16 protein-coding genes are annotated in these 22,963 nt (G+C 65.4%); 8 read left to right on the top strand and 8 right to left on the bottom strand.

The genetic code is table 11. From position 1 onward, the window contains the following. Nucleotides 1–152 precede the first annotated feature (152 nt). Nucleotides 153–539, top strand: a complete 387-nt coding sequence (locus AC3WN8_RS29475; protein WP_492673098.1) for a DUF1801 domain-containing protein — start codon at nucleotides 153–155, stop codon at nucleotides 537–539. Between the two features lie 44 nt (nucleotides 540–583). Here AC3WN8_RS29475 and AC3WN8_RS29470 read toward each other — a convergent pair whose 3' ends face one another. From AC3WN8_RS29470 to AC3WN8_RS29450, 5 genes are all read right to left on the bottom strand, one after another. After that, the gene (locus AC3WN8_RS29470; protein ID WP_492673097.1) at nucleotides 584–1,576 is read right to left on the bottom strand and encodes an alpha/beta fold hydrolase; all 993 of its coding nucleotides are present in this window, start codon (nucleotides 1,574–1,576) and stop codon (nucleotides 584–586) included. A 34-nt stretch (nucleotides 1,577–1,610) separates the two neighbouring features. Then, nucleotides 1,611–4,091, bottom strand: a complete 2,481-nt coding sequence (locus AC3WN8_RS29465; protein ID WP_492673096.1) for a TonB-dependent receptor — start codon at nucleotides 4,089–4,091, stop codon at nucleotides 1,611–1,613. Nucleotides 4,092–4,181: 90 nt separating this feature from the next. Further along, nucleotides 4,182–5,210 (bottom strand): FecR family protein, encoded by a 1,029-nt coding sequence (locus tag AC3WN8_RS29460; protein WP_492673095.1) that lies wholly within the window; start codon nucleotides 5,208–5,210, stop codon nucleotides 4,182–4,184. Further along, entirely contained in the window at nucleotides 5,207–5,725 is a 519-nt protein-coding gene (locus AC3WN8_RS29455) for an RNA polymerase sigma factor (protein WP_492673094.1), read from the bottom strand. Before AC3WN8_RS29455 ends, AC3WN8_RS29460 begins: the two co-directional genes overlap by 4 nt. A 100-nt stretch (nucleotides 5,726–5,825) precedes the next feature. Further along, nucleotides 5,826–7,436 (bottom strand): serine hydrolase, encoded by a 1,611-nt coding sequence (locus AC3WN8_RS29450; protein WP_492673093.1) that lies wholly within the window; start codon nucleotides 7,434–7,436, stop codon nucleotides 5,826–5,828. Nucleotides 7,437–7,596: 160 nt separating this feature from the next. Here AC3WN8_RS29450 and AC3WN8_RS29445 point away from each other — a divergent pair, with 160 nt between their 5' ends. The 3 genes from AC3WN8_RS29445 (at nucleotide 7,597) to AC3WN8_RS29435 (ending at nucleotide 13,357) form a co-directional block, all read left to right on the top strand. Beyond that, entirely contained in the window at nucleotides 7,597–8,847 is a 1,251-nt protein-coding gene (locus AC3WN8_RS29445; protein ID WP_492673092.1) for an MFS transporter, read from the top strand. Between the two features lie 132 nt (nucleotides 8,848–8,979). Beyond that, nucleotides 8,980–11,409, top strand: coding sequence for an alpha/beta hydrolase family protein (locus AC3WN8_RS29440; RefSeq protein WP_492673091.1), 2,430 nt, complete (start codon nucleotides 8,980–8,982; stop codon nucleotides 11,407–11,409). A gap of 127 nt (nucleotides 11,410–11,536) precedes the next feature. Then, nucleotides 11,537–13,357 carry a DUF885 domain-containing protein gene (locus tag AC3WN8_RS29435; protein WP_492673090.1) on the top strand — a complete coding sequence of 607 codons (1,821 nt, stop codon included), beginning with the start codon at nucleotides 11,537–11,539 and terminating at the stop codon, nucleotides 13,355–13,357. 67 nt (nucleotides 13,358–13,424) lie between these two features. On the opposite strand, the gene AC3WN8_RS29430 is transcribed toward AC3WN8_RS29435, so the two are convergent. Beyond that, a complete protein-coding gene (locus AC3WN8_RS29430; RefSeq protein ID WP_492673089.1) occupies nucleotides 13,425–14,384 on the bottom strand; it encodes an SDR family NAD(P)-dependent oxidoreductase in 960 nt (319 codons plus the stop codon). 155 nt (nucleotides 14,385–14,539) lie between these two features. On the opposite strand from AC3WN8_RS29430, the gene AC3WN8_RS29425 reads away from it, so the two are divergent. Together AC3WN8_RS29425 and AC3WN8_RS29420 are read left to right on the top strand one after the other, a co-directional pair. Next, the gene (locus tag AC3WN8_RS29425; RefSeq protein WP_492673088.1) at nucleotides 14,540–15,439 is read left to right on the top strand and encodes an AraC family transcriptional regulator; all 900 of its coding nucleotides are present in this window, start codon (nucleotides 14,540–14,542) and stop codon (nucleotides 15,437–15,439) included. A gap of 101 nt (nucleotides 15,440–15,540) precedes the next feature. After that, the gene (locus AC3WN8_RS29420) at nucleotides 15,541–16,032 is read left to right on the top strand and encodes a methylated-DNA--[protein]-cysteine S-methyltransferase (RefSeq protein ID WP_492673087.1); all 492 of its coding nucleotides are present in this window, start codon (nucleotides 15,541–15,543) and stop codon (nucleotides 16,030–16,032) included. 132 nt (nucleotides 16,033–16,164) lie between these two features. Here the strand turns inward: AC3WN8_RS29420 and AC3WN8_RS29415 are convergent, their stop codons facing one another. Then, nucleotides 16,165–16,563, bottom strand: coding sequence for an RcnB family protein (locus tag AC3WN8_RS29415; protein ID WP_492673086.1), 399 nt, complete (start codon nucleotides 16,561–16,563; stop codon nucleotides 16,165–16,167). Nucleotides 16,564–16,905: 342 nt separating this feature from the next. Here AC3WN8_RS29415 and AC3WN8_RS29410 point away from each other — a divergent pair, with 342 nt between their 5' ends. Together AC3WN8_RS29410 and AC3WN8_RS29405 are read left to right on the top strand one after the other, a co-directional pair. Beyond that, nucleotides 16,906–17,094 (top strand): hypothetical protein, encoded by a 189-nt coding sequence (locus AC3WN8_RS29410; RefSeq protein WP_492673085.1) that lies wholly within the window; start codon nucleotides 16,906–16,908, stop codon nucleotides 17,092–17,094. A 208-nt stretch (nucleotides 17,095–17,302) separates the two neighbouring features. After that, nucleotides 17,303–17,815, top strand: coding sequence for a GNAT family N-acetyltransferase (locus AC3WN8_RS29405; RefSeq protein WP_492673084.1), 513 nt, complete (start codon nucleotides 17,303–17,305; stop codon nucleotides 17,813–17,815). A 122-nt stretch (nucleotides 17,816–17,937) separates the two neighbouring features. Here the strand turns inward: AC3WN8_RS29405 and AC3WN8_RS29400 are convergent, their stop codons facing one another. Continuing rightward, the gene (locus AC3WN8_RS29400; protein ID WP_492673083.1) at nucleotides 17,938–22,758 is read right to left on the bottom strand and encodes a beta strand repeat-containing protein; all 4,821 of its coding nucleotides are present in this window, start codon (nucleotides 22,756–22,758) and stop codon (nucleotides 17,938–17,940) included. Nucleotides 22,759–22,963: the final 205 nt, after the last annotated feature.

The raw sequence follows: 22,963 nt of genomic DNA, 5'->3' as shown, positions 1-22,963 counted from the left end.
CAGCATCTTAGGCACGTTCCTCCAGATTACGAGGCGCTCGTGGAACTCCGGCAAACAAATCCCGGACAGCAATGCGCTTTCGCGGGAATGACAAGATCGAGCGAACCCGCATCGGACTCCAACGGACACATCAACAAAAAGGAAACCGGAGCATGAGCAAAACCGCATCGCCGGACGGACCATCCCCGTCCGAACGCATCGACGCGCGCATCGCGGAACTCGGCGACTGGCGTGGCGAGATGCTCGCCCGGATCCGCGCCCTGATCCTGCAGGCCGATCCCGACATGGTCGAGGACTGGAAATGGCGCGGCGTGCCGGTCTGGTATCATGACGGCATGGTCTGCACCGGCGAAACCTACAAGGCCGTCGTCAAGATGACCTTCGCCAAGGGCGCCACCCTCGACGACCCGTCGCGCCTGTTCAACTCCAGCCTGGAGGGCAATGTCCGCCGCGCCATCGATTTCCGCGAAGGCGAGACCATCGACGAGGACGCCCTGAAAACCCTGATCCGCGCCGCCGTGGCACTGAACCGTCGGTGATCCAACGACTCCCCCTCCCGCTTGCGGGAGGGGGAGTGAGTCGATCAAGCCCCCGCCCGCACCGCCGCGACAACCTCCTTCACCGCACGAACGACCACATCGGGTCTATCGAGCTGGATATAATGCCCCGCATCCGGCACCAGCTCATGCCGCGACCTCGTCGACCAGCTTGCCTCATCCTCATGCAGCCCCTGCCACAGTTTTTGGTGGGCAAGCCCTTCGGCCGGCGTCAGCCCCTGTTCCTTCAGCTCGGCCGGCGAATTGGGCTTCATCGCGGTCAGCACCACGAGGGGCCGATCGCGCAGCGTCCGCAACTTCCCGCCCTGCGCGAAGATCGTCGGCAGCGCTTTCATCTCGGCGATCGCACCCTGCATGCTGTGGCCGAGATAGGCCTGACGCGCATCGGTGATCGCCCTGGGCTCGTCGGGCATGCCCTGCACCGGCAGCAATCGCGACAGCCCCGTCCAGGCCAATTTGCCCATGATGCTCAGGGCGGGCGGAAGATCGGGCGATTCCGGTTTCTTGCCCGGCAGCGTCAGCTTCGCGATCTGATCGGGGTGCGACGCGTCGACGAACACCAGCCCCTTCACGTCGTCGCCGAACTGGCGCGTATAATTCATCATATAGGGCCCGCCGAGCGAATGGCCGACCAGCACCAGCGGCCCGTCGATCCCGGCACCGCGCAGTGCCGCATGAAGATCGCGCGCGGCATGATCGCCATCCTGCGCATGCGGGGGCGCATCGCTCCACATGATCCCGGCGCGATCCGACGAACAGACCCGCGTCGTCTTCGCGATCTCGTCCTGTATCTTGTACCAGCCGAGCGAGCCGTTGATGTCGAGGCCGGCTTCGAGAATGACGGTCGGAGATCCGCTGCCGCGACAATCCAGATGGATGCGCCGCCCGCCGATATCGACCATCTGGCCGCGCGGCGGAAAACGTTTCACCGCGTCGCGGCGCGCATATTGCTCGTACAGCGCGCCGCCGATCAGTGCGATCAGGATGATCGCCGCGATCCCGATCGCAATCCATTTCACGATCATCCCGATCCACCGTATCGCCCCGCGCATCTCAGAACCGACCGGACAGCGAGAAGCCGATGGTCCGCGGTTGCACGATGCTCGCACTGCCCAACCCGTCGGGCGCAATCGCCCCCGATCCATATGAGGTCAAGCCGCGGCTATTTCCCGCATTCTTCACATAGAGCCCGGCGGAATATCTTTTGCCCTGCAGCCCCAGGCGCAGGTCGATCGTGTCATAATGCGGGATCAGCTTCTGGCCCGTAATGTCGAAACCCGAATATCGGTCGCCGACATAGCTCCAGCGTCCGCCGATATAGGCGCTGTAATCCGAAAACACCGGCACCGAATATTCGGCGTCGACCGACTGGCTCCATTTCGAAACGAAGGGCAGCGGGCTTCCCGCGACCGCCTCGATCGATGACGGGCTCGATGTCGTCAGCTTGGCGTCGGTATAGGCGCCGACGAATTTGAGCGTGAGCCCCTTCACCGGCACCGCGCCGATCGACCATTCCAGGCCCTGGCTCCGCGCCTTTCCGCCATTGGCGTTGACGCCGGTATTCTGCACGACCTGCAACAGCTGGATATGGTCCCAGTCGACGAGGAACGCGGTCAGGTCGACCGACAGCCGGCCACCGAACAGGGTCGATCTGACGCCGACTTCGTAATTGGTGGTGGTGTCGGCATCATATTGGCGCGGCACCGCGGGATCGGCCATCGGCGGCAGGATATTGGGGCCGCCGGGGCGAAAGCCGCTCGCCACCCGCGCATAGACCATCAGGTCGCGGCTCACTTTCCATCGCGGCGCGATCGAATAGGTGAAGACCTTGCCGACCGACTTGGCGGTGAACGCAATCGGATTGTCGCCGAAGAAATAGCCCTCCCCCACCTGCAGCGCATCTTGCCTGTTGTCGGAATAGCGGCCGCCGACGCGCACATCGAATGCGGGGCTCAGCTTCAGCGTCACATTCGCGAAACCGGCATATTCGGAATAGGTGGATGACAGGGTCAGCGTCTGCAGCAGGGGCAGGTTCGGCGACGGCGTCTGCGTTCCCAGCACATAGCCCGTGAAGAGCTGGTCCAGCGCGGCCTTTTCATGTGTGTAGTAACCACCGACCTGCCATTCCAGCATTCCGGATCCGGTGGATGCCAGCCGCACTTCCTGCGTGAATTTCTTCAGGTTGATGGTCTGCAACAGCCCCAGCGCCAGTGGTTCTCCGAACAGGATATCCGACAGATATTCGCCATAGGTGATCGGCTCCAATGCGTAGATCGAGGTGAAATCGATCGGCTGCCGGGCGTCGAGCACGCCATAGCTGGTCGTCGACGTCAGCGAGACCGCGCCCAGATCCCAGTTCGCCGTCGCATTGTAGTTCTGATAGCGGAACCGCATGTTTTCCTTGAGGTAACGCTGCTGGACCAGGTCGCCATGGCCGGGCTCCAGCGTTACCGGATCGGTATCGATGATATAGCTGCCGCCATATCTGGTCTGCTGCCCCATCGCCGTCAGCGCGATCGACAGATCCTCGGTCGGCTTGAGCAGGATCGCGGCGCGCCCGCCGATCTTGCGCCCGCCATTCAGGTCGCGATCGCCGAGCAGCGTATTGTCGATGAAGCCGGGCAGCTTCTGCTCATAGCCGCTGACACGCACCGCGACGCCGTCGCTCAGCGGCACATTGACCATGCCGCGCACCGCGAGCCCGGATTCCCCGCCGCGTATCGCTTCCCAGCTCAGCTCCGCCGCACCCTCGACGCCGCTGGTGTCGGGCGTGTTGGCGACGAACTTGATCAGTCCGCCCTGGGCGTTGGCGCCGTACAGCGTGCCTTGCGGTCCGCTCAGCACTTCCACCCGCTGCAGATCCCATGTGTCTATATCACCCGCCAGCGATCCGCCGTTGAGCAGCGCCGTGCTCGATCCGAACGGCGATTCGTCGACATAGATCGCCACCGTCGATCCGACGCCGCCCGCGTTCAGACCGCGCAGCGTGACGCGGGTCACGCCCGGCCCCTGCCCTTCCAGCGACAGGCCGGGGACCGAGGACGCATAGTCCGCGAAACCATGCTGCTGCCGCCGCGTCATCTCCTCGCCCTGAAGCGCGGTGACGCTCAGCGGAACCTCCTTCAGCACTTCGCGGCGCTTCTGCGCGGTGATGATGATGTCGGCGGCCAGTCCCTCGCGCTCCTCCGCTATCTCGCGCGGCGCCGGCGTTTCGACGACATAGGCATTGGCGTTGACCGCGCGGAAGGTCAGCCCGGTGCCCGCGAGCAGCCGGCCAAGCGCCTGGTCGACGGGATAGCTGCCGCGCAGCGGTCTCGATCGTGCGCCGGTCAGCCGGTCGCGATTGAACATCACCGCCTTGCCGCTCTGCCGGCCGAATTCCTCCAGCGCGGCGGCGACGTCCTGCGCGGGAATGTTGAAACCGCGGCGCGCGCGGTCCTGCGCATGCGCCGCGCTGGCCGGCACCATCGTCGCCGTCACCGCGCCTCCGGCCAGCGCCACCGCGAGAATCCGCCTGATCGTCCTGTCGTGCATCGTCCGTCCCCCCTCATGCCCCGCGGCTGTTGCCGCCCATTTGGTAGGACGAGGAAAATCGGCCGCTCCGAACGGCGCCGTGCGATTTATTTATGGCCGGCCACGCAGCGCGATCGCGTCCGGCGATCGGCGGTCCGCCACGACCGGATGGACGGCGGTGAGCGCGGCGACGAAATCCTCTTCGCGGCCGGTGGGAAACACGCCGCTGACAAGCAGGCCGCCGATCTTGGGATCCTCGACGACCAGCCGGGTCGTGGAATAGCGGTTGATCTCCGCGACCGCGTCCGCCAGCCGATCGTCGCGGAAGATGATGACGCCCCGGTTCCACGCGGTTTCGCGCTCGACGTCGCCGGATGCCACCACAATGTCGCCACCCGCCGCCACCAGCCGCTGGCCCGGCTCCAGCTCCTCCCGGTCGAGCCAGGGGATCACCCGCGCCAGCCCCACCGGACTGGCGGCATCAACCCGCACATGCCCTTCGACCAGCAGCACCGCGACGCCCCCACCCTTCTTGATCTCGACATCGAACGCCGTGCCGGTCGCGGTGATCAGCCGGTTGCCAGCGGCCACCACGAACGGGCGATCCGTATCCTTGGCGACATGGAACAGCGCCTGCCCCGCCAGCAGCCGGACATCGCGGCGCTCGCGGGAATAGGCGACTTCAAGGATCGACCCCGTGTTCAGCGCGACCCGCGACCCATCCGGCAACGTGACTTCGCGCCGCTCGCCGACCCTGGTCACATAACGATTGCCCGCCGTCGCCTGCTGGGGCCGTGGACCGATCGCGGTCGGCGCGCCGGACCAGACGATCCCGGCGGCCAGGCTCGCGGCCATCGCGATACCCGCGATCCAGTATCTCCGCCGATCCGGCCGGCGCGTCCGGACCATGTCGAGCGCCGCTTCGCGCATCTCGCGGATCTCGGGCTGTGCGGCGAAATTGCCGATCAGGTCGACGCGCGTGTCGATCTCACCCCATGCCCGTGCGTGGCGCGGATCGGCCAGCCACGCGGCAAAGCGCGCATCCTCGCCGAACCGCTCGGGGTCCATCTGGCGGCGGGTGGCCCACCAGATCGCCGCATCATCGGGATCGGCGGGCGGTCGGTTCGATCCCGGCGTCACTTCAATCGCTCCCTCAGCAGCTTCAGTACGCGGGCGATGTCCTTTTCGACAAGGCGCTGCGACACGCCGAGCGCGGCCGCGATCTCCCGGCCCGGCATTTCCTCGAAGCGATTCAGCACGAACACCATCCGCACGCGCTCGGGCAATTCCTGCAGCATGTCGGTGAAGGCGGTATAGGCCTCGCGGCCCAGCAATTCCCGTTCCGGCGAGATTTCGTCGATCAGCCGGTGATTGGGATCGGCATAGCCTTCGCTTTCGATCACCGGCCTGATCCGGCTCAGCCGGAAGCGATCCCGGAGCAGGTTGGCGGCGATCTGGAAGATATAGCGTTCGGGATTGTCGATCGTATCGAGTTCGGCGCGCCGGCTGAGCGATACGAACACGTCCTGCGTCATATCCTCGACATCGTTGCGGTCGCCGATCCGGCGGCTGAAGAACGCCATGATCGCCGACCGGTATCGCGACGAAAGCGCGACGATCGCGCTCTCGTCGGGTGCATGATCGGGCCGTGTCACCCCCGCTGAGCCAGAATCGCCGTCATAGTCATCTATGACGAGCCCAGGGCGCCCTTCCGAACGGATGCGTCATATATTTTTTTGAAGCCGGCCAGTGCCGTTAGTCGCCGATGCGTTTGAACGTCGCACCGAGCAACGTCATCGTCACGATCCTGCCGTCCGGGCCGGTGACGAACGGCACAAATTGCGGGCCGGCGACATCGGCGACACTCGGTTCGGCGCGCAGGCGAAACAGCCCAGGCTTCCAGGGTTCGAGCCCCGCCGAAAAGGCGCCCTTGCCTTCGAACGCCAGACGTAGTCCGCTTCCCTCGACACGCACCCGGACCACGCCCGATCGCCCCGCCTTGTCCTCATAGGATCCGGCATAAAGATCGAGCGGCTGGGCGGCGGGCGCCGCCCCCCGTGCGGCCAGAAGATCCTGATCCTGCTTTGCGATCGCGGCTTTGACCGATCGGGCACGTGCCAGCGCCTCGCCGCGCCAGTCGCGGTCGGGTGCCTTCAGCAGGCGATCGAGCACATGGAAAGTGATCGCCTTGTGCAGCGTATAGCCGTCGCGCACCGACTGGAAGCCGTTGGCGAGCACGACCACGCCCATCTTCCGGTCGGGCAGCATGCCGACATAGGCGGGAAAACCGATCACGCCGCCGCCATGCGCGACATAGGATGTGTCGCGATAGCGTGCGACCTGCCATCCCAGCGCGTAGTTTTCGCGCTGCGCCTCGAACGGAAACTGGCTGCGGCTCCGCAAATTCTGCGGCGCGTGCAGTTCCTCGACCGTCTCGGCTTTCAGGATGGCCGCGCCATTTGCACGGCCCGCGTTCAGATGCGGCATCAGCCATTTCGCCATGTCGTTCGCGCTGGAGATGACCGCCCCCGCGCCCGCCGCATTGTCGTAGCTTTGCCACGCCATCGGCACCATCGCGCCATCGCCCCTGATGCCGTGCGGCATCGCGACATTGCCGTCCCTGGCAAGCGTCAGATCGGCCTTGCCCGACGGCGCCGTGCCCATGAAGGTCGGGGTGACATCGGCGCTGTCCCACAGGTCGAGCACGCCCGTCCTGCTGCGCGTCATACCCAAGGGGCCGAACAGCCGGCTCTTGACGAATGCCTGCCAGCTCTGGCCCGACCGCGCTTCCACCACTTTCTGCGCCACGCCGAACATCAGATTGCTGTAGAGGAAGGAATTGCGGAATTCGCTCGCTTCGGGGGCATTGCGGAGCAGCGCCATCGCTTCGTCCGGTCCCATGATGCCGAGCGCGAACCAGGACGGATCGGCGATGCCGGTGCGATGACTGACGAGATCGCGCACCGTCACATGGCTGGTCAGCCACGGATCGCGCAGGCGGAATGCGGGCACATGGTCGATCACCGGATCGTCCCAACGCAGCTTGCCCTCATCGACCAGCAGGCCGAGCGCCGCGGTGGTGAAGGCCTTGCTCGTCGATCCGATCTCGAACAGCGTATCGGCATCGACTGTCTCGGCCCGGCCCTTTTGCCGGAGGCCGAAACCCTTCGCATAAAGAACCTTGTCCCCCTCGACGACCGCCACCGCGACGCCGGGAAATTGCCAGTCCGAACGAACCTGCTCGATATAGCGATCGATATCGGCCAGGCGTGGATCGGCGTCCTGCGCAAGCGCAGGGCCGATATGGGTCAACGCCCATGCGACAAGCGCGATCCGGGCCAGTCTGGTCGTGGTGACTTGGATCATGTGCTTCGCTCCGGCCCGGGTCATTTCGCTATCGAATACGCGCATTCGTCTTTTTCAAGACTCCGCGAGAGAATCCACGAATTATTCCGGATAGCTGAGCGATTGTTGCCATGCGGTCAAGTTTCGATTACGAAAAATATCTGAACCGGAGAAAGCGATGATGAAGAGCGCGCGTGGCTATGGCTTTCTCCTGCTGTCGGCGATCGTCTATGCGGTGAACATCATCGATCGGCAGCTTTTGCCGTTGATGGCAGAATCGGTGCGCAAGGATATCGCGCTGTCCGACTGGCAGATGGGCCTGCTCACCGGGATCAGCTTCGCGGTCTGCTACGCGCTCTTCACCCTGCCCATTGCCTGGATCGCCGACAGCGGCAATCGCCGCAACCTGGTCGCGATATGCCTGAGCGTCTTCAGCGTGGCGACCGCGGCATGCGGTTTCGTCCAGAATTTCGGACAGCTCGTGGTCGCGCGCATGGCCGTCGCGATCGGCGAGGCGGGAACGACGCCCGCGTCACTCTCGATGCTGGCGGACACCTTCCCCGACCGGAAGGGGTTCGCATCGGGTGCATTCACTGCCGGCGGCAATCTCGGGCTGCTGGGCGGCGTGCTGCTCGTCTCCGGCATGGCGAGCCAATTGGGCTGGCGCACGACATTCGTGATCACCGGGCTGATCGGCGTGGTCACCGCAGCGCTCTACATGCTGACCGTTCGCGAACCCGCACGGATCACACCCGTGGCGCGGCAGGATTACCGGCTGGTGCTGCGCCGGCTGGGCGGCCATTCCAGCTTTCGCCTCGCGACGTGCGCGATGGTCGGCATCCTCTTCTTCACCAACGGCACCGGCGCCTGGACGCCCGCCTTCCTGTCGCGCGCGCACGGCTTGTCGATCACGCAGGTCGGCATGTTCGTGGGCCTGACCGCCGGGCTGATCGGCCTGATCTGCGTGCTGGCGTCCGGGCCACTCATCGATCGACTGGCGCGCCGCGACATCCGCTGGATGGGCTGGCTGCCCGCCATCGTGCTGACGATCATGATCGTCTCGATGGCGATCGGCGTACAGATCAACGACGTACGTATCGCCCTGCCCATGCTGGCGATCGCGCCCAGCCTGGCGCTCGTTCCCGCAACCTGCATGTTCGCGGTTCTGCAGACCGCAATCCCCGCCGGACTGCGCGCATCGGCGACGGCGATGCTGTTCCTCGTCGCCAACCTGATCGGCATGGGCATGGGTCCGACCCTGGTCGGCGCACTCAGCAGCTATTGGGAACATTCGACCGCCCTCAGCCTGCGCCCGGCATTGTTCTTCGGCATATTGCCGAGCATCGTCGGCGTGGCCGCCTGCTTGTTGCTCGCGCGCACGCTGGCTGGCGACATCCGCGCGCTTTCGGATGAAGCGCCGGCTTCCGCCTGAATCGCTCCATCCGGACATATGCGGTGTCGCTCGCCCGCATGATGTGAAACTTATTTGTCGGTTTTGTGAAATCCGATCGTCTTCCTCTGGAGTGCGTGGGGCATACCCAACGCACCTCAGGGGGAGTGGCAGATGACGAAGCTCGGTTCGGTGATGCGGTTGTGCGCGGCGGTTGCTGCGCTCGGGGGGTTCTCGGCGGCCGCGGCGGAAGAACCAGGCTACAAGCCCGCGCCCGGCGAGCTCGATCGGCTGATCTCCGCCCCACTCACGCCGCACATCCTACCGGCACCCGGCAAGGGTCGCGTCGCGATCGTCGCTCAGCCCTACGGCGTCCGCACCATCGCCGAACTGGCCGAGCCGGAGCTTCGCCTCGCCGGCTTCCGCTTCAACCCCGAAGCCTGGGCGCGCGGTCGCGAGCCGTGGACGGTGACCTATTATCGCAGCCTGTCGCTGGTCGATCTGACGAATGGCCGCATCCGCGCCATCGCCGGCCTGCCCGTCGCCGGCCGGATCTCTAGTGTCGCCTGGTCGCCCGACGGCGCCAGGGCGGCAGTCAGCGTTGCCGGCTATGACGGCGGGCGCCGTCACGGGCTTTGGCTGGTCGACGCCGCTACCGCCAGCGCGACCCAGATCGCCGGCCTCGACGTCAACAGCGTGCTCGGGCCGCCCTGCACATGGCTGAGCAACAATATGTTGCTCGCCTGCCTCGCCGTGCCGTCCAGCCGGGGTGCGGCGCCGGTGGCCTCGGCCGATACGATTGCCCCCTCCGTCGAAGCCAATGACGGCAAGGTCGCGCCGGGGCGGACCTATCAGGATCTGCTCAGGTCGCCGCTCGACGAACGATTGCTCGACCATCACATGGCGACCGAGCTGGCACTGATCGGGACCGACGGCACGGTTCGGCGGATCGGGAAGGCCGCGCTTCACGATCGTATCGCGCCATCGCCCGACGGACAGTGGCTGCTCGTCAGCGAACGCATGCGCCCTTATTCCTATCAGTTTCCGCTCGATAAATTTCCGCAGCGGCTCTCGGTCCTGAGCCTCGCCGACGGCAGCAGCAGGACGATCGTCGAAAAGCCGCTCGAATCCGGCGTGCCGATCGCGATGGACGCGGTCGGCCCCGGTCCGCGCGCGGTGGAATGGCGATCGGATGCGCCGGCGACCCTGGTGTGGGCGAGCGCGCTCGACGACGGCGACCCCGCGCGCGCGGCGACCGAACGTGATGCGCTCTACAGCCTGTCCGCGCCGTTCACCGCAGCGCCGGCCAGCGTCGCCCGGCTTCAGGCGCGCTTCCATGCCTTGAACTGGAGTGCCGACGGCAAGGCCCTGATCGAGGAAAGGTGGCGCAAGACCCGGCTACGCCGCTTGTCGACGCTCGATCGCACGGGGCTGCACAAACTCTACGAAGGATCGACCGAGGATGGTTATGCCGACCCCGGCGCGCCGCTGATGACGGTCAATGCCCAGGGCGCGCCGGTGATGGCGGATGCGGGCAAGGGACAGGTCTGGCTGACGGGCACCGGCGGTACGCCTGAGGGCGATCGGCCTTTCGCATCGCGGCTCGACCTCGCCACCGGCGCGCGCCGCATTGCCTGGCGGTCGGCCGCCGACCGTTATGAGGAAGCGCAGGACCTGCTCGCCGATGGCCGCCTGCTTGTCCGACGCGAAAGCGCGACCATCCCGCCCGATTATTATCTGGTCGCACCCGGCGGCCGCGAGACGCGGCTGACCCATTTCCTCAACCCGTTCGGCACGACCGCGCTCGCCCAGAAGAAGCTGCTGCACTACACCCGCGCCGATGGCGTGCCGCTGACGGCGACGCTCTATCTGCCGCCGGACTATAAACCCGCTGACGGCCCGCTGCCGACCGTGCTTCATGCCTATCCCGCGGAGTTCAAGTCGCGCGAGACCGCCGGACAAGTGAAGGGATCGCCCAACCGCTTCCCCGTCTATGGCTTCTATCAGCTCTATCCGCTGCTCGCCTATCGCGGCTATGCGGTGCTGTTCAACGCGGCGCTGCCGGTGATCGGCGAAGGGACCAGCGAACCCAACGATACCTTCGTCGAGCAGCTTGTCGCGGGTGCGAAGGCCGCGATCGATGAGGGGGTACGCCTGGGCGTCGTCGATCGGGCCCGCGTCGGCGTGACCGGCCACAGCTATGGCGCCTTCATGACCGCGAACCTGCTGGCGCATTCGGACCTGTTCAAGGCCGGCGTGGCGTTGAGCGGCGCTTATAATCGCACGCTCACGCCATTCAGCTTCCAGAACGAAGTGCGCACCTATTGGCAGGCGCCGGAACTCTACACCCGCATGTCGCCCTTCTCCTTCGCCGACCGGATCAAGCAGCCGCTCTCGCTGATCCACGGCGCCGCCGACGACAATATGGGAACCTTTCCGATCCAGAGCGAGCGCTTCTACGCCGCGCTCAAGGGGCATGGAGCGACCACGCGCCTGACGATGATGCCGTTCGAAGCCCATCGCTACGACGCGCGGGAGTCGTTGGGGCAGGTCGTCTGGGATTGGGACGACTGGTTCGGCCGCTATCTGAAAGACGCCAAGTAGGCCTGTTCATGGGCCGCACGCGGCTGGACGCGCGAATTATGTCCGAAACGCCGGATATACTTCCGTCCGCTGACACCACGCCCTAGACCAGGATCCAACACCGTCTGGATTTGCCGGAGACTCACGCATGGATCGTCGCAATTTCGTCATCGGCGCTGCTGCCGCCTCGCTGGCCGGAACGCTGCCCGTTCGGGCCGCGGCCGCCACCGTCGGCACTCCCACCAGGGCCGACGCCGATCTGCGCGCGATGCTCGACCGCTTCTTCTATGCGCGGCTCAACGAGTCGCCCGAACAGGCGACGCGCCTTGGCCTCGACACCGGGCCACGCGCCGCGCTCAGGACCAAGCTCGACGACGAATCCGCGAAGGCGCAAGCGCGCCAGCTTGCCCGCGCCAAAGGCGAACTGGCCGAGTTGAGCAAGGTCGATACGGCGAAGCTCTCTCCTGCCGGCAAGATCGATCATGAGGTCGTGACCTATCAGCTGACCCAGGCGATCTCGGGCGCGGAGCGCTTTCGCTACGGCAGCAGCATGGGGCGGTTCGCGCCCTATGTGCTCAGCCAGCTGAGCGGCCCCTATCGCGACGTGCCCGATTTCCTCGAATCGCAGGTGCGCGTGCGCGACGCGGCGGAGGCGGACGCCTATCTCGCCCGACTGGAGGCCTTTCCCGCCGCGATCGAGACCAGCAGCGCGAACCAGCGCGAGGACGCGGCGAAGGGCGTCTTCGCACCCGACTATATCCTCGACACCACGCTGAAGATCCTCGCCAGCGCGCGTGAGAAGCCCGCGGACCAGACGGTGATGGTCGCGACCTTCGCCACCAAGCTGAAGGCGGCGAACCTGCCGCCCGAGCGCGTGGCGCAGGCGACCGCGATCGTCGAACAAAAGGTTTTCCCCGCGCTCGATCGCCAGCGCGCATTGGTGACCGAGCTGCGCGCAAAGGCCGTTCACGACGCCGGCTGCTGGCGCCTGCCCGACGGCGACGCCTATTATGCCGCGGCCGCCGAAGCCGCGACGACGGTGAAGATGAGCGGCGACGAGATTCACCGGCTCGGGCTCGAACAGGTGGCGGAGATCAGCGCCCGGATCGACACGATCCTGAAAGGCGAAGGGATGAGCCAGGGCAGCGTCGGCGACCGCATGGTCGAGCTCAACAAGCGGCCCGACCAGCTCTTCACCAACACCGACGAAGGCCGCGACGCGCTGCTCGCACAGCTCAACCGCCAGATCGAGGCGATGCAGCCGCGCCTGTCCGAAGCGTTCGCGGTGCTGCCCAAGGCCCCCGTCGAAGTCCGGCGCGTGCCGCCGACGATCCAGGCCGGCGCACCCGGCGGCTATTATCAGAACGCCTCGCTCGATGGCTCGCGCCCGGCCATCTATTACATCAATCTGCGCGACACCTTCGACCGCCCCAAATTCGGGCTGGCGACGCTGACCCATCACGAAGCGGTTCCCGGCCACCACCTGCAAGTGAGCGTCGCGCTGGAAAGTCCGGAGATCCCGATGATCCGCCGGCGGGGTTTCTTCAGCGGCTATTCCGAGGGCTGGGCGCTTTATGCCGAGCAGCTCGCCGACGAGATGGGCATGTTCAAGGGCGATCCGCTCGGCCAGGTTGGCTATCTCCAGTCGCTGCTGTTCCGTGCGACGCGGCTGGTGGTCGACAGCGGCATGCATGCCAAGCGCTGGAGCCGCGAAAAGGCGACCGACTATCTGATCGCGACCACCGGCATCGCGCGCGGCCGCAGTCAGGGAGAGATCGATCGCTACACCGTCTGGCCGGGCCAGGCCTGCAGCTACAAGGTCGGCCACACGGTATGGACGCGGCTGCGCGCCGAGGCACAGAAGCAGCCGGGCTTCAACCTGAAGGATTTCCACGCCGTGCTGTCCGACGGTGCGATGCCGCTCGCGGTGCTCGAACGCGTGGTGCGCAGGCGCTGGTCGATCGGCTGAAAGGCAGGATCGAGCCCTTCTCCCTTTCCGTCATCCCCGCGAATGCGGGGATGACGCCGAGACCAACCTAGAAGCTTTCGCCCACCATCTCCTCGCTCTTGGCCCACAGGGCACGGGCGCGATCCGGGTCAAGCGCATAGGCGCGCACGCCGCCGCGGACGTCGTCGCTCTCGACGATTTCGGCGAGGTGGCAATCTTCGCAATAGCGGCCGCCCACCGCATCGGGCGCGGCGACGATGGAGGCCCAGAGCGAGGTTGCCGCACCCTGGGGGATCGACTTCCAGGTGTAACGCGCCGCGCCGTCGGGCATCTGCTCCTCCAGCGAGGCGATAGTCTGGCGCAGCTGCTCTTCGCTCATATGGCGGGCCAGTTCGGTCTGGATGACGCCGGGATGCACCGCCGCGGCGCGGACGCCGCGTTCCTTGTGGCGCCGGTCGAACTCGACGGCGAACAGGATGTTCGCGGTCTTGGACCGGCCATAAGCGACGAACTCGGTATAGGGCGTGCGTTCGAAATTGGGATCGTCGAGGTCGACATCGGCAAAGCGGTGACCGGCCGAGGCCAGGCTGACGACACGCCCGCCCGCACCCAGCAGCGACGCGATGCGGTTGATGAACACGAAATGGCCGAGATGATTGGTGCCGAACTGCGTCTCGAAACCGTCGGCGGTTTCGCCCTTGGGGCATGCCATCACGCCGGCATTCGCGATCACGACGTCGAACGGCCGGCCATCGGCGATCAGCGCGTCGGCTGCGGCGCGAACACTCGCCAGCGAAGCAAGATCGAGTTCGATCAATTCGATGTTACCGCCATTGGCGGCCTGGGCGCGCACCACCTCGGTCGCCCGATGCGCCTTGTCGAGATCGCGCGCGGCGCCCACCACCTGCGCGCCATGCGCGGCAAGCGCGCGTGCCGTCTCCACGCCCAGCCCGGCCGACACGCCGGTCACCAATATGCGTTTGCCCGACAGATCGACGCCAGTCAGCACGTCGTCGGTGGTCGATTCTTCTCCGAAAGTCGCGGTCATGTCGGTCTCCTTCTTTTCCGTCGGCGCCTATCTGGTTTGGCGCAGCCCGTTTCGCGCGCCCGATCATGTCGAAGTCTTGCCCGATCCTCTCAGCGCGCCACCGATCGAGCTGATTAACGCTTGCCTCACCCCCGCCCTGCCCCAATGTTGCGGCGATGGAAGATCAGCTTCGCCAATTGCTCGACATGGCGCTCCGCCATCACGGCCGGGGCGATGCCGCCACCGCGATCCCGCGCCTCGCCATCCATATGGGTCAGGCACGCACCATAGTGTCGCACGGCCTGTACGAGCCGATGCTGTGCCTGGTGGTGCAGGGTGCGAAGACCGTCTCGATCGGCGACCGGCTGCTGCGCTACGATCCCGCCAGCTATTTCGTCGCGACGGTCGACCTGCCCGCATCAGGCTGTATCGTCGAGGCCAGCCCGGAGCGTCCCTATGTCGGACTCAGCCTGATGCTCGATCGCGATTGCCTGACAGCCCTGATCGCGGAATTGCCCGATCGTCTCGACGAGCAATCGCCCGGCTTCGCGGTCAGCGCGGTGACGCCGCAATTGCTCGATCCCTGGCTGCGCCTGCTCGCACTGCTCGACACGCCCGACGACGTGCCAGTGCTGGCGCCGATGCTCGAGCGCGAGATTCTTTATCGCCTGCTACAGGGCCCGCAGGGCGGCGTCGTGCGCCAGGCGATGATCGCCGACAGCCGGTTGTCGCGCGTGCGTCGGGCGATCGGATGGATCCGCGCGAATTTCGATCGGCCGCTGCGGATCGAGATGCTGGCCGATCTGGCGGGGATGAGCCTCGCCTCCTTCCACCGCCATTTCAAGACCGCGACCGCGATGAGCCCGCTCCAATATCAGAAGTCGATGCGGCTGCAGGAAGCGCGCCGGTTGCTCATCGCCAATGCCGAGGCGTCGCGCGCCGGCTATGCCGTCGGCTATGAAAGCGCATCGCAATTCAGCCGCGAATATACTCGCATGTTCGGTGCCCCACCCGCCCGCGACGCCGAACGGCTGCGCCGGCAGGGGCCGGGCGATGCCATGGTGAGCGCGGCCTGATTCCTTGACCGCAAGCTTCGGGAAGCCGCCACTGGCGGAGCGCCATATATGGGAAGACGAAACGCGGCACGATCGCTGGCCGGGCGGAATGAGGAAGAAACATGTCCCTTAGCTTCAAGACCACCGAGTCGCCTGTCGGCACGCTGACACTTGTGGGGAGCGATGCGGGGCTGGTCGCGATCCTGTGGCCGAATGACCGGCCGGACCGCGTGCGCCTGGACGCGTCGACCGAGGATGCCGACCATCCGGTTCTCGCCGAGACCGCACGCCAGCTCGACGCCTATTTCGCGGGTACGCTGACGCGTTTCACCGTGCCGCTCGATTTCCGCGGCACCGATTTCCAGAAACAGGTCTGGGCGGCGCTGCTGACCATCCCGTTCGGCGAGACGCGCAGCTATGCCCAGGTCGCGCACCAGATCGGGCGGCCGGCCGCCGTCCGCGCGGTCGGTGCGGCCAATGGCCGCAACCCGATCTCGATCATCGCCCCCTGCCACCGCGTCGTCGGATCGAACGGTGCTCTGACCGGCTTCGCCGGCGGATTGGACGCGAAGCGGATGCTGCTCGACCTGGAAAGCGCGCCGCAATTGATGTGAGCGGTCGGTTCGCGTGAAGGTGAAATAGGAAACCAACCCGGATCGTCATGCCAGTTCTTATCCAAAACGGGAAAAATCCCCCGAAGCCAGGCTCCGGGGGACTCTCCACTCTCACCTGATGCAGCGTCAGGCTCAGTGGATGGCGTTGCCGATCACCGCGCCGATGATCCCGCTGACCAGGGCGACCATCACTGCGTCATTGCCCGACTGCACCCACTGGTAACCGCGCGGCGCGTTGCCGAGATGATAGGCGCGGGGATTACCGATCACCCGATAATTCTGCGCCTGGCGGCGGTCGAAACGCTGGCCCTTGGCCCAGCGATGCTGGCCGTAGCGATAATCATTCTGCGCATAGCGACGGTCATTCTGGCGCACGACGGTCTTGTGCTTCACCACGGTGCGGCCATTCTGCCCGTAATGCACCGTCTTCTGCGCGGTGCGCTGCTGGTAGGGCGCGGCCTGCGCCTGGCTGGCGACCAGCGGGCTGGCGATCATGCTGGTTGCGGCCAGCGCCATCAGAAACTTTTTCATCGTTCGTTCCTCTTGTTCCGGCGCCATCAGCGGCGTCTGAAGCAGAGATAGGACCCAGCTGTCGCGTGGATGTGCCGAAATCCGGCGCATTTGTCCGAAAGTGTAACAGAGGGGGCGCCTCGCCCCATTACCGCCGATCCGAAACGTCACCTCGGGTCGGGCCGGAGATAGCGGCTATCGTCGGCCGCAGCCCTTGCCAGTCCGTGCTTGCGAGCCCACATTGATCGAGGAAGGACACAGGCCATGACTATCATGCCTCCGCCGCCCCCGCTCTGGGACACTGCCCGCACAATCGATGGTAATTTCCGGATTCAGCTGGACTGCCAGCCACCGGTTATCGCGATGATCACACGCGCTACGCTCGACGCCCATCTGGCATCGTGGACCGACGATCTCGTCGCGCTTGCCTTCGAGAATCGCGAGACGGTCGAGCGCGCCATGGCGAATGCCTGGCTGCGGCAGCCCGCGACCACCGGCGAAGCGGCCATGCATCCACGAATACTCGTGGTGGCGACCGTCGATTTTCGCTGAGCGACGCGCGGAACCATATTGATCCAAATGCCGGGCTGTGACAGATACACGCCCGATGACGTACTTTACCACCTCGCATAAGGGCTATTGGCGCTTCCTGTAGGGAGCGGCGCGTCATCATCCATGACCATCGCCGCCGGGTACGGTGAGCGCATGGTCTTCAAGCGATATGTCACCTGCCGCGGCGGCCTTTGAAAAAGGGCGAACCGTGACACATCATCTCGACATCACCACGCCGCGCAGCAGGATCGCGCCGCTCACCGGTGCAGATGCCGCCGACGTGCAGCGCATCACCGATGCCTCGGTCACGTCGCGCGTTTCCTTCCTTCCCACCCCCTTTACGATCGACGATGCGCGGGCACTGATCGCCAGGCACGCCGATCGCTGTTTTCACGGAGTCCGCGACCGGACGACGGGCGCACTGCACGGCGTGATCGGCGTCCATCGCCGCCCCTTCGGCGCGGTCGAGATCGGATATTGGTTCGCGGCATCGGCGCGCGGCAGAGGCCTGGCGACCGAAGCGGTGGAAGCGACGCTCGCCACGCTCGAGGAGCTGCCCGGCTGCACCGGCATCGAAGCGGAATGCGCGCTCGATAACCGTCCGTCCTGGGGCCTGCTCGAAAAACTGGGCTTCCGCGCAACCGGCGATACCGGCCAGCGCCCCGAACGGATGCTGATGCGCTGGCACGGCCAGCCGGGCGTCAGGATCGATGTATGTTAGAGTTCGATGGAATCATCGAACGCCTCGAACCGTAGGCCAGCGAAGCTAAAATCGTGACAAAACAAAATCCTAGGGCATGATCTCCAGCCGGATCGCCTCATCCGGCTGGAGATCGATCCGGGTCAGGCGAAGGTGACCTGTCCGATGCTGGAGATGCCGAGCAGTGTGACGGAGCCGCCGAGTTCGAGATTGATGGTGAGGTCGACGATGGTGTCGCCATTGGTGTCGGCGGCGACGCTGCTCAGGATATCCATGCCGGCGGCAAGATCGATGACGTCCTGGCCGGGAGTATAGTCGGTGATGACATCATGCCCGTCCTGGAAGTTGATGATGAAGACATCCTTGCCGGTGCCACCCGTCAGCGTATCGTTGCCCGCGCCGCCGATCAGCGTGTCGTCGCCGGCACCGCCGTTGAGGCTCTGGTTGCCCGCAAAGCCGTAGAGCCGGTCCTCGTCCGCCGTGCCGGTGAGCACATTGCCGTTGCGGCCGCCACCGACCACCTGCACGCCGTCGACGATCGCGGTGACGGTGAAGGTCGCGGTGGCAGTGCTGGTCAGGCCGCCGGCATCGGTGACGGTGTATTTGAAGCTGTCGGTCAGCGTCTGGCCCGGGCTCAGCAGGTCGAACGCCGCGGCGTCCGCGACATATTTGAGCGATTGGGTGGCGGCGTCGAAGATCACATGGCCGCCCGTTCCCACGCTGTTGACCGAGACGATCGTCAGCGCATCGCCATTGCCGTCGGTGTCGTTGCCCAGCAAGGTCGACCAGAGATTGGCGCTGGTCTTGCCCTCGTCGATCGCCAGTGCATCGGCAACCGCCACCGGCCTGTCGTTGACCACGACCGCCAGCGCCTGCTCGGTGAAGAGCCCACCGGCATCGGCTGCGCGCACGGTGAGGCTGTAGCTCGGCCGGCTCTCGAAATTCGCGGTCGTGCCCGTGGTGGTGATCACGCCGCTTCCGTCGATCTGGAACAGCCCGGCATCCGCGCCCGACAGCGACCAGATGATCGGATCGCCATCGACATCGTTCGCGGACGCCGTGCCGACGATCGTTCCCGCCGGTGCGCCTTCGTTGACCCGGTCGCTATCGATCACAAGGTTCGCTGGCGCGTCATTGACCGCATTGACCGTCAGCGTGACGGTGGTGGGCGGGCCGTTCGCCGTGCCGTCATTGGGACGATAGCTGAAGCTGTCGCCGCCATTGTAATTGGCATCGGGCGTATAGGTGAAGCTGCCGTTCGGATTGAGCGTCAGCGTGCCGTGCGAAGGGCCGGTCACCAGCACCGCGGTCAGCGCATCGCCGTCGGCATCGCTATCGTTCGTGAGCACGCCGGGGCCGGCGATGATGAGAGGCACATCCTCGTTGGTCGAATAGACGTCGCCCACAGCCACCGGCAGATCGTTGACCGCCGTGATGGTGATGGTCTGGTTGGCCGCCCCGGTCAGCGCACCGCCGTTACCGCTATTGCCGCCGTCATTGATGCCGACGCTGAGCGTGGTGCTCGCGGGCGGCGTATCAGTGTTGGCGGTGAAGCTGACGCTGCTGGTGGCATTGGCGCCCAGCAGATCGTTGATCTGCGCCAGCGTACCCGTAAGCGTGACACTGTTCGTGCCGCTGCCCGAAACATTCGCCCCGCTGCTGCCCGCCGTCACCGTCAATATGCCGTAGCCGACGCCCAGCGTCACCGTGACACTGCCGCTGCCTGCATCGGCATCGGCGACCGACACCGTGCCCTTCAGATTGAGCGCAACCTGTTCGGTCGCGGCATAGGCGCTTGCCGAAACCACCGCCGTCGGCGCGTCGTTGACCGCCGCGATATTGAGGGTCTGGCTCGCCGATCCGGTCAGCGCACCGCCGCTGCCGCTATTGCCGCCATCATTGATGCCGACGCTCAGCGTCGTGCTGGCGGGCGGCGTATCGGTGTTGGCGGTGAAGCCGATGCTGCTGGTGGCGTTCGCGCCCAGCAGATCATTGATCTGCGCCAGCGTGCCGGTGAGGGTGACGCTGTTCGTGCCGCTGCCCGAGACGTTCGCGCCGCTGCTGCCCGCCGTCACCGTCAATATGCCATAGCCGACGCCCAGCGTCACCGTGACGCTGCCGCTTCCCGCATCGGCGTCGGCGACCGAAACCGTGCCCTTCAGGTTGAGCACGACCTGTTCGGTCGCGGCATAGGCGCTCGCCGAAACCGCCGCCGTCGGCGCGTCGTTGACCGCCGCGACATTGACGGTGCTGGTGACCGTGGTGGTGCCGCCATCGCCGTCGTTCAGCGTCCAGCTGATCGTGCGCGCGCCGGCGCTCGGCGCGTCGCCGCCCGAATTCGTGTAACCGATGGTGCGGAGCAGCGCCTGCACCGCGCCAACCGGGGGGGCCGGGCGGCCATCGGGATCGTAGAAGGTGAAGCTGAGCGCGGTGCCGCCCGCGCCACCGCCCGCGACCAGGCCGATCTGGGTGCCGTTATAATAGACCTGGCGATCGCCGCCCGGAAGCGGCGCGCCCAGCGTGATGAAGGCATCGGGTATGATCACCAGCTGATCCTGCGCGCTCACGAGGCCACCGGTGATCGAAACGGTCAGCGTTCCGCCATCGAAGTTGGTGCTGTCGGCGTCGGTGATCGCTGCATTACCGCCGGCATCGATCAGCAGTGAGCCATTGCCCTCGGTCCAGGTAACGCTGTCGCCGCTCAGGTTCGAAATTACCGGCGCATCGTTCACCGCTGCGATATTGATGGTCTGGCTCGCCGATCCGGTCAGCGCACCACCGCTGCCGCTATTGCCGCCGTCGTTCACGCTGACAGTCAGCGTCGTGTTCGCGGGCGGCGCATCGGTGTTGGCGGTGAAGCTGACGCTGCTGGTGGCATTGCTGCCCAGCAGATCGTTGATCTGCGCCAGCGTGCCGGTGAGCGTGACGCTGTTCGTGCCACTGCCCGAGACGTTCGCGCCGCTGCTGCCCGCCGTCACCGTCAGCACGCCATAACCCACGCCCAGCGTCACCGTGACGCTGCCGCTGCCCGCATCGGCATCGGCATCGGCGACCGACACCGTGCCCTTCAGGTTGAGCGCAACCTGTTCGGTCGCGGCATAGGCGCTTGCCGAAACCACCGCCGTCGGCGCGTCGTTGACCGCCGCGATGGTGATAGTCTGTGTGGCCGATCCTGTGAACGCACCGCCACTGCCGCTATTGCCGCCGTCATTGACGTTGACGCTGAGCGTCGTGCTGGCGGGCGGCGTATCGGTGTTGGCCGTGAAGCCGATGCTGCTCGTGGCGTTGGAGCCCAACAGATCGTTGATCTGCGCCAGCGTGCCGGTCAGCGTGACCGTGCCCGTGCCGCTGCCCGACACGTTCGCGCCGCTCGTACCCGCCGTCACCGTCAGGATACCGTAGCCGACGTTCAAAGTGACGGTGATGCTGTTGCTGCCGGAATCGTCGGCAACCACAACCCTGCCCTTCAGATCGAGCGCCACCTGCTCGGTCGCGGCGTAGCTTGGCCCCGCAAGCGAAAATGCATAGGAGTAACCTTCGCTAGACCAGCCGGACGGATTGGCGAGGTTGAAACTGGCCTGACTGCCAACGGCGTCCTGGGGTGCGGACGTCCGCACCCAGAATATTTGGGTGTTGTCATAGGCCGATCCCCAGGCGCCCTCGTGCAGCGCGATGAAATATTCGCCGGCATCCAGCGTCACATTGCCCAGGTCGATCGTGGCCAGGATGATGTCGGTGCCGTCGAAAAGATTCTGACCGGAATCGACAAGCAACGGCGTGCTGTCCGTTCCGCTGAACAGCAGCGTGCCAGGCGCGCCACTCACCGAGGAATAGATGCCCCAGCTCAACGTGCCGCTGAAGCCGTCCAATGCGCCGTTGTTGGGACCGTTGTCGTTCAGGGCCGCCGTGATCGTTCCCAGCGTCCGGCGTTCCGTAAGTGCGAAACTGTCGGAATTGACCGCATTCGAAATGCCATTGGCGTTCGTGACATCAAGGCTGCTCTGATTAAAGAGCGTGCCGGACGGAGAGATGGAGACGGTCGGCGCATCGTTGACTGCCGCGATCGTGATCGTCTGCGTCGCCGGCGCGGAAGGGGCGGCATCGCCGGGTTCCTGCGCGGTCACGGTGAGCACGGTGCTGGCGGGCGGCACATCGGTGTTGGCGGTGAAGCTGACGCTGCTGGTGGCATTCGTTCCCAGCAGGTCGTTGATCTGCGCCAGCGTGCCGGTGAGTATGACCGTGCCGGTGCCGCTGCCGGCAACATTCGCGCCGCTGGTGCCCGCGCTTACCGTCAATATGCCGTAGCCGACGTTCAACGTCACCATCATGATGTTGCCGCCGACATCGGCGTCGGAAACCGAGATACTGCCTTTCAGGTTGAACGCGACCTGTTCGATTGCCACGCCCTTCAGCGTGAAGGCGGCGGAGCCGCCCGGCACATCGAACGACCAGTTGGACGGGTTGGCGGTGTTGGGGGTGAAGTGGAAGCCATTGACGCCCAGATCCGTCGAGGTCTTCATCCAGTAGATCTCGGAGCCGTCATTGGGCGATCCCCACACCCCTTCGTGCAGCGCGAGGAAATAGCTGCCGGGATCGAGCGTCACGCTACCCAGATCGATCGTCGCCATGACGACGTCGTCGGTGGTGCCGCTGAAGCTCAAGCCAGTGTCCACCATTTGCGGCGTGTTGTCCGATCCGGAAAACAACAGCGTTCCAGGCTCACCGTTCACCGACGAATAGATGCCCCAGCTTATCGTGCCACTGAAACCGTCGATCAGGCCGTTGTCGGGCCCTGCATCATCAGTCAGCGGCGCAAGCAATGTCGTCAATGTTCGACGCTGCGTGAGGACGAAGCCTTCTGCCGGCACCAATAGCGACATCTTCATCGCATTGGTGGTGTCGATCCCGCTCTGATCGAAGATCATGTCGGGCGGCGTGATGCTGACGGAAGGCGCTAGGGTCATCCAATGTCTCCACAAAAAAGCTCAATGATCGCCATGCGGGATGCCCCATCGACGCGTGGGGCATCACTGTTCGTTTTTTTGCGGACGACTTCGTATGTGGGATCAATGTGTTGGTCGATCGGAAATGAGTATAAATTCTATCCAGAAGACGGACATAGTCCGATGCTGCCGACGACCCGCGCCAATCGCCGGGGCCGCGCGAGCG

Source organism: Sphingobium sp. FW305-3-2-15-F-TSA7, assembly GCF_058787155.1.
The sequence above is the reverse complement of the archived record's forward strand: the minus strand, read 5'-3'. Positions and strand labels throughout refer to the sequence as shown.